Consider the following 14,327-nt stretch of genomic DNA (forward strand, 5'->3'; position numbering starts at 1 on the left):
GGCGTGAAGCGCTGACGGCTGTTTCGGATCGCATCGGGGGTGACGATGCAACAGGAGATATCAATGAGAAAGACAACCGGACTTGCCCTTGCCTTCGTCGCCTTGGCCGGCGCCGTTGGCACCACCGCCTATGCCGAGAACAATGCCAGCGCCAGAATGCGCGAGGGCACGATGATGCGCCTCGACAAGGCGATGAAGGATTCCAACGGCACCATCAACTTCGACCAGTTTTCCGACGCCATGAACGCACGGCTGAAGAAGCTGGTCGCCGACAATGGCGGCAAGCTCACCGTCGCCCAGCTCGCCGACGCGCTGGAGAAGGCGCGTTTCGAGGAAATGGCCAAGCGCATCGTCGCCCGCTACGACACCAAAGGGGACGGCACGCTGACCACGGAAGACATCACCGGGCGCGAGAAGAAGGTGTTTGCCATGCTCGACCGCAACAATGACGGCAAGATCGAGCGCAACGAGCTGCCGAAGAACGGCCGCATGGGCCGCCACCGCCAATGGGACGGCGGCGACGACAGCATGCAGTGAATGGCGACAGGTCTCCGGCGGCGAAAGCCGCCGGGGACCTTACACGACCGCTCGGCTACTCGCTTCTTTGAACACGGCGCAGAGCGCGGCTCGCATGAGCCTGCAAAATCCGCTCGCGCAGATACGCGTAGAAGCGAGGCGGCAGCATCCCATAGTGAAAGCGGGTGGGCCTGCTTCCCGCAATGGACCTGAGATCAGGCCCGGGCCAAAGGAAATCGTTGGTTTCGCTGATAAGCACCCATGACGGCATATCGTCGAGTCCGAGATGGGCCTTGAGTGGCGCAGGTATTTCTATCGCATCGGCGGGATCACCCGGAGCCGAGTGAGTAATCGGAACCACTGTGACGACCTCGCGGCCCTCCACGATCCGACGCGCGGCAACGATTGCGCAGGGCCGATTCTTGCGACCTTCTTCCGCACCTTTGCTGTGCTCGTCCGCCCATAGATAGGAGTAGGAAATCACCAGACCGGGGACAGGCTTGGGCAGGCTCACGGCGTCCAATCTTTGAGCATCGCATCCAGCTCGTCATATTCTGATGGGACGGCGCTTTTGGCGATCGCGTCCAAGGTCTCGTCGTCCAGGTCCTCAACGGCACGGGCGACCCGTCCCTTGACCAGCACTTCAAACATTGCCGCCGAGAGAAGCACCGTATGGGTGCGGCCATTTTTCGTAATCGCAACCGGCGCCCGCTGTGCGGCGTCCTGGAAGCGTCCGACGTTCTGCTGGAATTCGGTCGATGTCACGCGCATGAAAAGCTACCTCTTTGTCTATAATAGATAGAATAGATAACCTTTTCAAGGATGGTTGTTTCAGCACTCGGGGATAGAGTGGCCTACCTCAGGCCGCTGCCTTCACCGACGGCGCTGCCTTCTTCACCGGGATGCGCACCGACACGATGGTGCCGACGCCTTCGGTCGAGCGGATTTTCAGCGCGCCGCCCTGCAACTCGGCCAGTGAGCGTGAGATGGCGAGCCCAAGGCCGGAGCCAGCGTGGTTCTTGGAGAACTGGTTCTGCACCTGTTCGAATGGCCGCCCAAGCTTGCTCAGCGCTTCCTTCGGAATGCCGCAGCCATTGTCTTCGATGGTCAGCACCAGCGCGCCCGAAGTGTTGCGGGCACGCACCGAGATATGGCCGCCCTGGCCGGTGAACTTCACCGCATTTGACAGAAGGTTGATGGCGATCTGCTTGATGGCCCGGCGGTCGGCGAACAGAGTCATCGTATCGGCGATGCGGGTTTCGACCGTGATCGATTTCTCCGCCGCCTGCAGCGAGATCACGCGCACCGTCTCGCGGATCAGCGGGCAGAGATCGATTTCCTCTCGGTCCATCGAGAATTGGCCGGCCTCGATCTTCGACATGTCGAGTATGTCGTTGATGACGCCGAGCAGATATTTGCCGCTGCCGTTGATGTCGTTGGCATATTCCTCGTAGCGCGGCGAACCCAGCGGCCCGAACAGGCCCTGTTCCATCAGTTCTGAGAAGCCGATGATGGCGTTGAGCGGTGTGCGCAGTTCGTGCGACATGTTGGCCAGGAACTCGGACTTGGCCCGGTTGGCGGCTTCGGCGCGCTCGGTTTCCTTCATGTATTTGCGGTTGAGCTCGACCAGTTCGCTGGCGCGTTCCTCCTCGGCCCGACGGGCGAGGCTGAGGTCGTGGATGGTCGCCATCAGCCGACGCTCGCTGTCGACCAGCTTTTCCTGGTGCAGTTTGATCTGGGTGATGTCGGAGCCGACCGAGACGGTGCCGCCATCCCTGGTCCTCAATTCGTTGACCTGAAGCCAGCGCCCATCCGAGAGCTGCCGCTCGAAGGTCGCGCCGCCTTGCGGTCCGTTGGTGTTGGCCAGCCGCCGTTCCGAGGCGAAGGCTAGCATGCGCTCCTCTAGCACGGCGCGCGCAGCACCGGGCATGACGTCGCGGTCCGAGAGGCCGTTGTCCTTCTGGAATTTGGAATTGCACATGATCAGGCGCTGGGCGGCATCCCACAGCACGAAGGATTCGTTGATGTTCTCGATTGCGGTCCTGAGCCGCAGGTCGGCCGCCTCCGAGCGCAACGCCAGATGCCGCTGTTCGGTGACGTCGACGGCAATGCCGATCAGCTGGATTTCAGGCGCTTCCGGGTCGATCACCTGGGCCCTGGCGCGCATCCACACCCACTGGCCGTCGGCGTGGCGCATGCGGAACACCTGGTCGATATGGTCGATCTCGCGCTCGACGATTTTGTTGGCCAGCTCGAACAGGTCGCCGTCCTCGGGGTGGATGATGTCGTCGACTTCGCCAAACGACAGCATCGAGTTGCAGGGCTCGTAGCCCAGCATGTCGTACATCGAGCGCGACCAGTACATCTTGCCGCGCACCATGTCCCAGTCCCACAGGCCGCAGCGGCCGCGCACCAGGGCCATGTCGATGCGCTGGTGGGCTTCGAGGTAGATGCGGTCAGCCGTCTGCGCGCGAGATGCCTGGCCGAAATAGGCGTAGAGGATGATGATCAGCACGCCCGCTGTCAGAACGAACAGCGTGACATTGAGCGACACGGTTTTGCGCCAGCTGTCGAACACCGCTTCCTGCGGTACCAGCACGGCGGCGGCGTTCTTCCTGTCGCGGGTCAGGTTCACCGCCGCGTACCAGTCCTGTCCGCCGATGCTGACATCCATGACGCCAGCGCGGTCGCCGAACATGAACAGGGGCTGGCCGTCAAGCACCAAGCTGTCGAGCGATCGCCCTTGCCAGCCGGTCGAAAGCGGCGACGCGGCGATGATCTTGAAAGCGCTGTCGGTGATGACGAGCACATGACTTCTGCCCATGGCGCCTTGGCGGCTCGTGCTTTCCAGCAGATCGATGGCGCCGCTGGCGGCCGCGTTCGGATCGGCCGAGATTGCGTTCGCCATCTGGCCGGCAGCAAGCCCCAGCACTGCCTTGACGTCGCGCTCAACCTCGTCGCGCTCGTTCATCAGCGAGAGGACGCGCAGTGCGGCGATGACGATCAGGAAGATGACGATGAGCGCCGGTATCGAGCGACGCAGAAGGGGTTCGGCAGCCAGGAGCCGCCGGTAGGCTGGTTCAGCAATGAGCCGCGTATTGCCGGCGAGGCCGTCGCCTCGCGCCTTGCGCCGCTCAAAAGCCGTCCCTTCGGGCGCGCCCCACGCGTCCGCCTTGGCCATAAATGGCACTCCCCGAATTTCCGTACGCTTGACGATCCGGCAACACCGCACGTCCGAATCGTCTGTAAAGAATCAAAGGTGATTCGCCTTGTCCAGTGGCGCGGGCGAAAAACATTAAAAATTGATTGAAATAACGCAGCGCCGGCTCTCCCTCCCCCTTGAGGGGAGGGTGGCCCGAAGGGCCGGGTGGGGTCGTCGGCGAAGTGCTCGACTTGTTCAATCACGGTCGAAGTTGGTTGAAGTCGCGCACTGCCGCAACGACCCCACCCGTCCATCCGCCTTCGGCGGCTGTCCACCCTCCCCTCAAGGGGGAGGGGTAATCACGCCAGGGTGCGCTCCACAATATCGCGCAAATCCGCCGAGAGGTTCTCGGCACCGGCGATCGCCAGCAGCGCTTCCCGTGCCTTGCCCTGTCTGCCCGGTTCCAACGAACGCCAGGAGCGCAGCGCCGTCGCCAATCTTGCCGCGACTTGCGGGTTGCGCTTTTCGACCTCGAGTACGGTCTGCGCAAAAAACCGGTAGCCTTCGCCGTCGGCGCGGTGGAAGCCGGTCTGGTTGGCGCTGGAAAATGTGCCGACCAGCGAGCGCACCCGGTTCGGATTGGCCATCGAAAAGGCTGCGTGGCCGGTCAGAGCGCGCACCCGCTCGACGGTCTTCGGTCCCGGCACGCTGGCCTGGATCTGGAACCATTTGTCCATGACCAGCGGATCGGCGCCATAGCGCGCCTCGAAGCCGGCCAGCGCCTTGACCGCCTCGGGCGACCCGTCATGGCGATGCGCAAGCACGGTGAGCGCTGCGGCGCGGTCGGTCATGTTGGTCGCGGCTTCGAAATGCCGGGCGGCGAGCGGGGCGCCTCCCGGCAACAGCGAGAGGTAGTCGAGCAGGATGTTGCGCAGCGCCCGTCGTCCCGCATTTGCCGCATCGGGGCTGAACCGACCATCGTCGGCAAGGCGGCCGTAAAGATTGGCGAAGGCGTCCTGGTTGGCGCGGGCGATCGCCAGCGCCAGCGCCTCGCGGGCGGCAAATATGGCGTCGGGATCGATGGTCCTGCCGATGTCGCGGGCAATATCGGCCTCGCCGGGCAGCGAAAGCGCCAGCGCGCGGTAGGCGGGCTCAAGCGTCTCATCGCCGGCGATCTTGCCGGCAAGTCCGGTCAGCCTGGCGGTGAAGGCCGGCTTCGCGCCACCCAGGATCTGGCGGAAGGCCGCTATCAGTGCATCGGTGAGCAGCGTGTTGAACGCCTGCCAGCGCGCGAACGCGTCGCTGTCATGACCGGCAAGGAAGAACTGGTCGTCGGTCTTCTGCTCGACCGAAAGCGTGATCGGTGCCGAAAAGCCGCGGTTGAGCGACACCGCCGGCCGCTCGTCAACGCCGGAGAAGCGCACCATATGGCGGCGCTTGCGGATATGGATGACGCCATCCTCGACGGCGGCGCCCTCGACGCCGCCATAGACGACCGGCTCGCCGCCGGCGCCGACTAGGCCGAAGGCGAGCGGAATGTGCATCAGCCGCTTGCGGCTTTCCGACGGTGTCGGCGGCACCGACTGCTCGATCTCGAGCGTGAACTCGCGCGTGGCCGGGTTGTGCGTCGAACTGACGGTCAGGTTCGGCGTGCCCGCCTGGTGGTACCAGAGTGCGAACTGCGACAGGTCGCGCCCGGAAACGTCCTCGAACACCTTCAGGAAATCCTCGATCGTCGCGGCTTCGCCGTCATGGCGCTCGAAATAGAGGTCCATGCCGGCGCGGAAGGCTTCCGGCCCGAGAATGGTGCGGATCATGCGCACGACTTCCGAGCCCTTTTCGTAGACCGTCGCCGTGTAGAAATTGTTGATCTCGCGGTAGCGGCGCGGCCGCACCGGATGCGCCAGCGGCCCCTGGTCCTCGGGGAATTGATGCGCCCTCAGCGTGCGCACCTCGGCAATGCGCTTGACCGCGCGCGAGCGCTGGTCGGCGGAGAATTCGTGGTCGCGAAAGACCGTCAGCCCTTCCTTCAGGCAGAGCTGGAACCAGTCGCGGCAGGTGATCCGGTTGCCGGTCCAGTTGTGAAAATACTCATGCGCGATGATCGCCTCGATATTGGCGAAATCGGCATCGGTCGCGGTCTCCCGGTCGGCAAGCACATATTTGTCGTTGAAGATGTTGAGGCCCTTGTTCTCCATGGCGCCCATGTTGAAGTCGGAGACGGCGACGATGTTGAAGACGTCGAGGTCGTATTCGCGGCCGAACGCCTGCTCATCCCATTGCATCGAGCGCTTAAGCGCATCCATGGCGTAGCCGGCAAGCCCCTCCTTGCCCGGCTCTACATAGATGCCGAGCTCGACCTTGCGGCCGGACATCGTGACGAAACTGTCGGCGACCTGGCCGAGATTGCCGGCCACCAGCGCAAACAGATAGGACGGCTTGGGGAAGGGGTCGTGCCATCTGGCATAGTGCCAGCCATCGGCCAGCGCGCCGCTCTCCACGGGGTTGCCGTTGGAGAGGAGCAACGGCGCCTCGTCCTTCCTTGCCTCGATGCGCACGGTGTAGACCGACAGGATGTCGGGGCGGTCGAGGAAATAGGTGATGCGGCGAAAGCCCTCGGCCTCGCATTGCGTGCAATAGACATTGCTGGAGCGATAGAGGCCCATCAGAGCCTCATTGCTGGCCGGTGCGATCTCGGTCTCGAGCAGCAGCTCGAAGCGGGCCGGCGGCTTCAGAATGGTCAGCTGGTCCGGCGTGGCGAGATAATCCGCCGGCGCGAGCTCGCGGCCGTCGATGGCGATGCGCTTTAGCACCAGCCCGTCGCCGTCGAGCACCAGCGACGCCGAGGCGGCGGCGCCATCGCGGCGTTCGATCGTCAGCACGGCGGTGACGCGCGTTGCGTCTGGCGAAAGGCGAAAGGTCAGGCCAGTTTGCGGAATGGAAAAGTCGCTGGGGCGATAGTCTTCGAGCCTGAAGACCTGGCCGGTATCGGTTCGCATTCCCTGGGGTTTCCCTGTCGTTATCGGGCCCACTGACGTGTCCGCTGGCCCATAAAATCTGAAGTTGCGCGCTCTTTACACGAAACGGCCCCTCGACAAAACTGCGCCAATGCCTATTTCACGGCGTTCTCCTTCCATCGCGAGGCCTTGATGACCATCGTCACACCGAAGTTCGGCATGCGCGCCTCTGTGCCGCGTCGTGTGACGTGCATCTCAGCGGCGATCCGGGAAGCTACACCGCAGTGAAAGCCGGACCGGGAAACGATGCGGCCGAGAAACTGGCCGATCACCCTGGTCGTGTCCTGACCGGGATTATGCTCAAGATCATGTCGGTGGCGGTGTTTGTCGGCATGCAAACCTGCATCAAGGCAGCCGGCACCGTGCCTGCCGGCCAGATTGTCTTTTTCCGCTCCTTCTTCGCCATCTTCCCGATCATCGTCTTCCTGGCCTTGAAGGGTAAACTGGGTACGGCGTTTGCGACCAAGCGACCGCTGAACCACATTGCTCGCGGCGTCGTCGGCGTTAGCGCCATGGGGCTCGGCTTCTTCGCGCTGACGCGGTTGCCGCTGCCGGAAGCGATCACGCTGAACTATGCCCAGCCGCTGCTGGTGGTGGTGTTTTCCTCACTTTTCCTCGGCGAGGCCATTCGCGTCTATCGCTGGAGCGCGGTCGCCGTCGGCCTGGTCGGCGTGCTGATCATCTCATGGCCGGAACTGACGCTTCTCACGTCGGGCGCCGCGCTCGGCGACCAGGAGGTGCTGGGCGTGGTTGCGGCGCTGGTTTCCGCGGCGATCTCCGCCAACGCCATCCTGCTCGTGCGCAATCTTGTTCAGACCGAACGGACAGCGACCATCGTGTTGTGGTTTTCGGCAACGGCGAGCGTCATGGCGCTGTTTACACTGCCCTTCGGCTGGCAGGCGCTGACGCCGCTGCAGGCCGGCCTGCTGGTTGCCGCTGGTTTTTGCGGCGGGCTGGCGCAGATCCTGATGACGGCCGCCTACCGCCATGCCGAGGCCTCGGTGGTGGCGCCGTTCGAATACACCTCGATGATCCTTGGTGTCGTCGTCGGTTATTTCGCCTTCGGCGATGTCGCCACCATCAACACGCTGGTCGGCGGCGTGATCGTCGTCGCCGCCGGCATCTTCATCATCTGGCGCGAGCGCCAGCTCGGCCTGGAACGCACCCGCACCCGAAAAGCGGCGCCGCCACAAGGGTGATGAGAGGCCCGCGCAGGGCAGGGCAGGGCTGGCTCAGTTCGCTTCCGCCCGCTCCTTCGCCAGCCGCACCAACACCGCCCTCGTCTCCTCGTCGGCCGGGAAGAAAGACTCGATCGCCAGTTCCGACAGCGTCACGTCGAGCGGGGTGCCGAAGACGGTGATGGTGCTGATGAAGGACAGAACCTGATCACCATGCGCCAGCCGCAGCGGATGGACGATGCCGTTGGGCTCGACCGGCACAGGCCGCGCGCCCTTGAGGCCGGACGGATAGGTTCGCAATTCACGCTCCAGCTCGACCAGCACGGGATCGCCAGCGGCATCGTTCTGGCGTTTCAGCCGCTCCAGCAGATGCGCCCGCCACTCCCCGAGATTGACGATGCGCGGCGCGATGCCGTTCGGGTGCAGGCTGAGACGCAGGACGTTGACCGGCGGCTGAAGCAGCGACGGCTCGGCCACATCGGTCAGAAACGGGCCGATGGCGGCATTGGCCGAAATCAGGTTCCAGTGCCGGTCGACGGCGAGCGCTGGAAACGGCTCATGGCCCTTGAGAACGGTCTCGACTGCCGCCATTGCCGGCGCCAGCGTCGTGTCGGTGAGCGGCCGTTCGCTGAAGCTCGGCGCGAAACCGGCGGCAAGTAGCAGCTGGTTGCGCTGCCTGAGCGGGATCTCAAGCTGCTCCGCGAGATGCAGCACCATGTCGCGCGAGGGGGCCGCGCGGCCGCTTTCGACGAAGGAGAGATGCCGCTGCGAAATCTCGGCCTCCATGGCGAGATCGAGCTGGCTCATGCGCCGGCGTGTGCGCCATTCGCGGATCAGGCTGCCGGCGGAGGTCTGGGCTGTTGTCATGGGTGCAGGACTAGGCCGGGGAGCGGCGTATTTCAATTACTTCCGAGGTCATGGTGAGGCCGAGGCGACAGTTGATCTCCCCCCTTGTGGGGGAGATGCCTGGCAAGGCAGAGGGGGGCGCTGTCCCGCCGACCTGTCCGCTATTTTTTGGGCTGCTTCTGCTGGCCGAAAATAAGGGAGATTGTGAGGCTAGCGATCCTTCGCGCCCCCCTCTGTCCTGCCGGACATCTCCCCCACGAGGGGGGAGATTGCTAGTCACCCCAACCCCTTCAGCTTCGCCTTAACCTCAAGGAAATCCCGCCAAGCCAGCTTCTTGTGCGCCGGGGTCCTGAGCAGGTAGGCCGGATGCAGTGTCGGCATCGCCGGAATGGCAATGCCAGACGCCGTCGTGTGAACCCGCCAGTTGCCGCGCAGCCGCAAAATGCCTTCGCTCGTGTTGAGCAAGGTCTTGGCCGATGGGCCGCCGAGATTGACCAGCACCTTCGGATTGACCAGCTCGATCTGCCGCTCGATGAAGGGGCGGCAAATTTCGGTCTCGTGCGGCGTCGGCGTGCGGTTGCCGGGCGGCCGCCAGGGGATGACGTTGGCGATATAGGCGGAAGTGCGGTCAAGCCCGATCGCCGCCAGCATGCGGTCGAGCAGCCTGCCGGAGCGGCCGACGAAGGGCAGGCCCTCAATGTCCTCGTCGCGGCCGGGCGCCTCGCCGACCAGCATCAGCGATGCCTGCGGATTGCCGTCGGCGAAGACCAGGTTCTTGGCGGTGAATTTGAGGTTGCAGCCGTCGAAGGACGCCATGTACTGGCGCAACGCGTCGAGCGTCGAGGCGCTTGCCGCCATTTGCCGGGCAAGTGCTGCCTGTGCCTCATCGGGCACGGTCGCGGTGGCCGGCACGGAGCGCGCCGGCGCGTCCGGCACCTGGCTCGCATCCAGCCTGGGGCTGGCTGTGGGTTGTTCCGGTGCCTTGTTTTCGCGTGGAGGCGCGGCCGGCGGCGCTGCGCGCTCGGCAGGCCTTGTTGCGGCCTCGGCAAACCGGTTCACCGGCGTGTCTTCCAACGCCTCGTCGACGCCTGCGCTGGCGTAGAATGCCAGAAGGTCGGCAAGGTCGGATCGGTTGTTGGGGGAGGCGGCAGTCATGCCGGGCACATTCGTCCGCCCCACCACGATTTGCAAGTTTGATGATTGGCGAAACCGGTAGTGGAAGCTGATCTCCCCACGAGGGGGGAGATCGCTAACCCGTTGGTATCCGCGGATCCTGTACCAGATAGAACGTCCAGCGCGGCGTATAGTCGGTGATCAGAAATTCGAAGCTGCCCGTCTTCAGTGGGTCGATCTTGCCGTTTTTGAACAGCAGCCGGTCATAGGGTTCGAAATCGCGGTCGAAATCGGCATAGGCGCTCGACAAGATATTATCGGGCGTCTTGTTGCGCTGGTCGAACGACAGGCCGTCGCCGAACACGCTCGGCTGGTTGAGGATCTCCTGCAGCTCGAACTGGAATTCGACCCAGGCCTGGCCGCTGTTGTTGAGCACCTCGATGCGCATGTACAGGACGCCGTTGGCGAATTCGCCGTTGGTGCTGAACGGCTGGATCGGTTTGGTGGTGCGGATGGTGAGCGTCACCGGCGTCGACGAATTCAGCTCCTCTGAGATGACCAGCGGGTCTTCCTTGGTGCCGAGGCCCGAGGCGCCGGTGATGTGGAAGCCGCCAAGCTCGTCGGAAAAGGAATAGGCCCCGGTCGCCCACACCTTCACCGGATCGGCATCAGCCTCAACCGGCGCCAGCAGCGAAAGGGCGAGAAGAAGCGCGCGGCGGGTCCGGCCGGGCGGAAGGGGAAAGCGCGTCAATGAAGAGCCGGACGGCGTGCGCATGGGCCGAAGTATGGCCGATAAGCGAGCCGTCGAACAATTAAAATATGGGAACCGTAAGTCCAGCCGGTGCAAAACACTTGCAGCACCACTGTTGTCCGCGACTTTTTGGCGAAAACGGCATTGTCACGTCAGCGCCGGTTTCCTGTCGCGGATTGATGCGCTATGCAGCGCAAGAGCCAGCAAAATGCCCGGAAACGGTTAGCCAGTGCGGAGGGGTTGATGAGCGACATCGAACGCGAGAGCATGGAATTCGACGTGGTCATCGTCGGGGCCGGCCCGGCGGGCCTTGCCGCAGCGATCCGTCTCAAGCAGGTCAATCCCGAGCTTTCCGTCGTCGTGCTGGAAAAGGGCGGCGAGGTCGGCGCCCACATATTGTCCGGCGCCGTCGTCGATCCCATCGGCATCGACCGCCTGCTGCCCGGCTGGCGCGACGAAGACGGCCATCCCTTCAAGACGCCGGTCACCGAAGACCATTTCCTGGTGCTCGGCCCTGCCGGCTCGTTCCGCCTGCCCAACATCATGATGCCGCCGCTGATGAACAATCACGGCAACTACATCGTCTCGCTCGGTAATGTCTGCCGCTGGCTGGCTGGCAAGGCCGAAGCGCTGGGCGTCGAAATCTATCCGGGCTTTGCCGCCGCCAGCCTTGTTTACAACGATACCGGCGCCGTCACCGGCGTCATCACCGGCGACATGGGCGTCGAAAAGGACGGCACGCACGGCCCGGGCTTTGCGCCGGGCATGGCGCTAATGGGCAAATATGTGCTGATCGGCGAAGGCGCGCGCGGCTCTCTCGCCAAGCAGCTGATCGCCAAATACAAGCTGTCCGACGGTCGCGAGCCCGGCAAATACGGCATCGGCCTCAAGGAACTGTGGCAGGTCAAGCCGGAGAACCACCGGCCGGGCCTGGTGCAGCATTCCTTCGGCTGGCCGCTCGATCTGAAGACCGGCGGCGGCTCGTTCCTGTACCATCTGGAGGACAACCAGGTTGCGGTCGGCTTCGTCCTGCATCTCAACTACAAGAATCCCTGGCTGTCGCCGTTCGAGGAATTCCAGCGCTTCAAGACGCATCCGGCGATATCGGGCACCTTCGCGGGCGCAAAGCGCATCGGCTATGGCGCGCGCGCCATCACCGAAGGCGGCTGGCAGTCGGTGCCGAAACTGTCCTTCCCCGGCGGCGTGCTGATGGGTTGTGCTGCCGGCTTCGTCAACGTTCCGCGCATCAAGGGCTCGCACAATGCGGTGCTGTCCGGCATGCTGGCGGCCGACCATGTCGCGCAAGCCATCAGCGCCGGCCGCGCCAATGACGAATTGGCCTCCTACGAGGCGGCCTGGCGAGCGACCGACATTGGCATGGACCTGAAGAAGGTGCGCAACGTCAAGCCGCTATGGTCGCGCTTCGGCACCATTATCGGCGTCGGCCTCGGCGGGCTCGACATGTGGCTGAACACGCTGTTCGGCTTCTCGCCCTTCGGCACGCTGAAGCACGGCAAGGCCGATTATGCCACGCTCGAGCCGGCCGCCAAGCACACGAAGATAGCCTATCCGAAGCCCGACGGCGTGCTGACCTTCGACCGGCTGTCCTCGGTGTTCCTGTCCAACACCAATCATGAGGAAAACGAGCCGGTGCATCTCATCGTCGGCGACATGGCGCTGCAGCAGCGCTCCGAACACGACGTCTTTGCCGGGCCGTCGACCCGCTATTGCCCGGCCGGCGTCTACGAATGGGTCGACAAGGACGGCAACGCCGCCGCCGATCCGGCCGCAAAGGATGTGCGCTTCGTCATCAACGCGCAGAACTGCGTGCACTGCAAAACCTGCGACATCAAGGATCCGAACCAGAATATCAACTGGGTGCCGCCACAAGGCGGCGAAGGCCCGGTCTACCAGGGCATGTAAGCCGCTGGCCGGGCCGTCTCGACCGCCGCCAACAAAGAATACCGGCGAAGGCCCGGTCTACCAGGGCATGTAAGGCGCCCGGCGCCATTGATTGTTGAAACCGTCGCCTGCTTGTGGTCTCATTGTCACGTCCATGGGGGATAGTGGCATGCGCGTGTTGGTCTTATTTTGCATCGCCGTCATAGGCGCGACCTGCGGCATCGTCGGGACGGCGTCTGCCGGCGTGAAAACCGTCGTCAAGACGCGAACCTACGACATCACCGGCGCCACGGGCGCTGGTCTGGTCGTAGCCATGAACCGCAGGGGGCCTAAGCACGGTTTCATGACCCACGCCATCGCGCAGACGAGCTACACCGCGGACTGGAGCCTGGACCTCGGCCAGGTCAACGGCGTCTGCCGCCTGCGCCAGGCCAATGGAACGCTCAACATCACCTACACCTATCCGCGCATGGCCTCGGCCGTCACGCCGGCGCTGCGCAAACGCTGGAACCGGTTCTTCACCGGCGTTCTCGCTCATGAAGGAACCCATGGCCGTATCGCCGGGCAGATGATGCAGGCCGCGGAGCGGTCGGTTCGCGGCATGAAATTTGCCAACGATCCGCAATGCAATAAGACGCGCGCCGAAGCCCGGCGGCGCCTGGAAGCCACCGCCAAGGTCTATGAAGTGAAACAGATCGCCTTCGACGCGCGCGAGCACAGTGAAGGCGGCCATGTCGAGCGCATCATCGAGGCCCTGGTGGGCTTGTGAAACCTCAAGCCCGTAACGTGTTGATCTAGCCGCGCGTGCCGGGCTGGATCAGCGACACGGTCGCGGTGGCGTCCTCGTCGACCGGCTTGTTCTCGTCGCGCTTCAGCGAAAATTCCACCATCACCGGCAGATGGTCAGAGCCGGTGTCTTCCAGCCGGGTTGACGACAGGATCGTCACCCCACCCTTCGAGAACACCTGGTCGATCGGCAGGCCGGCATAGCGGCGCAGGAAGTCGGGCAGCGTCCGGTGAATCCAGCTCGGCCCGGCCGATGGCATCACGGTCAGCCCGCCGAGCGAGGCGACGCGCCGCACCGCAGCGCTCCACGGCACGGCGTTGCAGTCGCCGGCCATGATCGCCGTCTCGCCCAGCGAGGTGAGGGTCTTGGTCAACTCGCCGATCTGCCAGTATTGCTCCTTCGGCCACGGCCAGCTCAGATGGATCGCCGCGACATCGACGCCGATACCGCCGAAGTCGACCGTGGCGGTGGCCATCGCGCCGCGCGGTTCGCAGTATGGTTCGGTACCGACGGCAAACGGCCGCCTGGACAACAGCGCCACCCCGAACACGCCGTTGGGATAGGCGCACAGGATGCGGTAGGGATAGGCGCTGCTGATATAGCCGAGCTCGGTTGCCCACATCGCCGATACTTCGTCGAGCGTGATCACGTCGGGGTTGGTCCGGCCGATCAGCGAAAGAACCTTCTTGGGCGTCGGATTGTTGAAGCGCAGGTTCATCTGCAGCAGCCGATAGACCGTCTCATTGGCGGGCTCGGCGTCACCGGCGGCCTGCACCGGCCACAGCCGCGGCAAGGTGCTCAACGTGCTGGCTAAGGCGGCCACGGCCAAGAGCAGGCCCACACCCGCCTGCAGGCGAAACGAGGTGGCAAGCAGCGGCAGCGCAATCAGCGCCATCAGCACGGCAAAATGGATGCGGAAATGGGCGAAGGAATCGAAGGCCGGATGCAGTGTGCCAAAGAACCCGGCCACAAGCGCGGCCGAGAGGCCGAGCATTGCCAGGAACGCCATCGAAGCCATCATGTTTCGCACGCGTGCCATAAGACCGGGTTTTGATTGCCGAGGTGTCAGGCCTGT

12 protein-coding genes are annotated in these 14,327 nt (G+C 64.0%); 4 read left to right on the forward strand and 8 right to left on the reverse strand.

The window, feature by feature from the left end; genetic code table 11:
* The first annotated feature begins 63 nt into the window (after window positions 1-63).
* Window positions 64-537 (forward strand): EF-hand domain-containing protein, encoded by a 474-nt coding sequence (locus AC04SH_RS27460; protein ID WP_477234226.1) that lies wholly within the window; start codon window positions 64-66, stop codon window positions 535-537.
* A gap of 55 nt (window positions 538-592) precedes the next feature.
* Here the strand turns inward: AC04SH_RS27460 and AC04SH_RS27465 are convergent, their stop codons facing one another.
* The 4 genes from AC04SH_RS27465 to pepN all read right to left on the reverse strand — a co-directional run bounded on the left by AC04SH_RS27465 (window position 593) and on the right by pepN (window position 6,657).
* Window positions 593-1,030 (reverse strand): type II toxin-antitoxin system PemK/MazF family toxin, encoded by a 438-nt coding sequence (locus AC04SH_RS27465; protein WP_477234228.1) that lies wholly within the window; start codon window positions 1,028-1,030, stop codon window positions 593-595.
* Complete coding sequence (locus tag AC04SH_RS27470; RefSeq protein ID WP_477234230.1) at window positions 1,027-1,287, reverse strand: type II toxin-antitoxin system prevent-host-death family antitoxin; 261 nt, start codon at window positions 1,285-1,287, stop codon at window positions 1,027-1,029. Before AC04SH_RS27470 ends, AC04SH_RS27465 begins: the two co-directional genes overlap by 4 nt.
* Window positions 1,288-1,375: 88 nt before the next feature.
* On the reverse strand, window positions 1,376-3,697 hold the full coding sequence (locus AC04SH_RS27475; protein WP_488577323.1) for a PAS domain-containing sensor histidine kinase: 2,322 nt from the start codon (window positions 3,695-3,697) through the stop codon (window positions 1,376-1,378).
* A gap of 320 nt (window positions 3,698-4,017) precedes the next feature.
* The gene (gene pepN / locus AC04SH_RS27480) at window positions 4,018-6,657 is read right to left on the reverse strand and encodes an aminopeptidase N (protein WP_488577324.1); all 2,640 of its coding nucleotides are present in this window, start codon (window positions 6,655-6,657) and stop codon (window positions 4,018-4,020) included.
* 314 nt (window positions 6,658-6,971) lie between these two features.
* Here pepN and AC04SH_RS27485 point away from each other — a divergent pair, with 314 nt between their 5' ends.
* Window positions 6,972-7,874 carry a DMT family transporter gene (locus AC04SH_RS27485; RefSeq protein WP_488577347.1) on the forward strand — a complete coding sequence of 301 codons (903 nt, stop codon included), beginning with the start codon at window positions 6,972-6,974 and terminating at the stop codon, window positions 7,872-7,874.
* A gap of 33 nt (window positions 7,875-7,907) precedes the next feature.
* On the opposite strand, the gene AC04SH_RS27490 is transcribed toward AC04SH_RS27485, so the two are convergent.
* From AC04SH_RS27490 to AC04SH_RS27500, 3 genes are all read right to left on the reverse strand, one after another.
* Window positions 7,908-8,720 (reverse strand): helix-turn-helix domain-containing protein, encoded by an 813-nt coding sequence (locus AC04SH_RS27490; protein ID WP_488577325.1) that lies wholly within the window; start codon window positions 8,718-8,720, stop codon window positions 7,908-7,910.
* Window positions 8,721-8,975: 255 nt separating this feature from the next.
* Entirely contained in the window at window positions 8,976-9,854 is an 879-nt protein-coding gene (locus AC04SH_RS27495) for a uracil-DNA glycosylase (protein WP_477234240.1), read from the reverse strand.
* A gap of 94 nt (window positions 9,855-9,948) precedes the next feature.
* Window positions 9,949-10,587 carry a hypothetical protein gene (locus tag AC04SH_RS27500; protein WP_488577326.1) on the reverse strand — a complete coding sequence of 213 codons (639 nt, stop codon included), beginning with the start codon at window positions 10,585-10,587 and terminating at the stop codon, window positions 9,949-9,951.
* Between the two features lie 219 nt (window positions 10,588-10,806).
* Between AC04SH_RS27500 and AC04SH_RS27505 the strand changes: the two genes are divergently transcribed.
* On the forward strand, window positions 10,807-12,486 hold the full coding sequence (locus AC04SH_RS27505) for an electron transfer flavoprotein-ubiquinone oxidoreductase (protein ID WP_488577327.1): 1,680 nt from the start codon (window positions 10,807-10,809) through the stop codon (window positions 12,484-12,486).
* A 148-nt stretch (window positions 12,487-12,634) separates the two neighbouring features.
* Window positions 12,635-13,234, forward strand: coding sequence for a DUF922 domain-containing protein (locus tag AC04SH_RS27510; protein ID WP_488577328.1), 600 nt, complete (start codon window positions 12,635-12,637; stop codon window positions 13,232-13,234).
* A gap of 25 nt (window positions 13,235-13,259) precedes the next feature.
* Here the strand turns inward: AC04SH_RS27510 and AC04SH_RS27515 are convergent, their stop codons facing one another.
* Window positions 13,260-14,273: an endonuclease/exonuclease/phosphatase family protein gene (locus tag AC04SH_RS27515; protein ID WP_488577348.1), complete on the reverse strand. Its 1,014-nt coding sequence runs from the start codon at window positions 14,271-14,273 to the stop codon at window positions 13,260-13,262.
* Window positions 14,274-14,327: the final 54 nt, after the last annotated feature.

Source organism: Mesorhizobium sp. CNPSo 4688, from assembly GCF_057784295.1.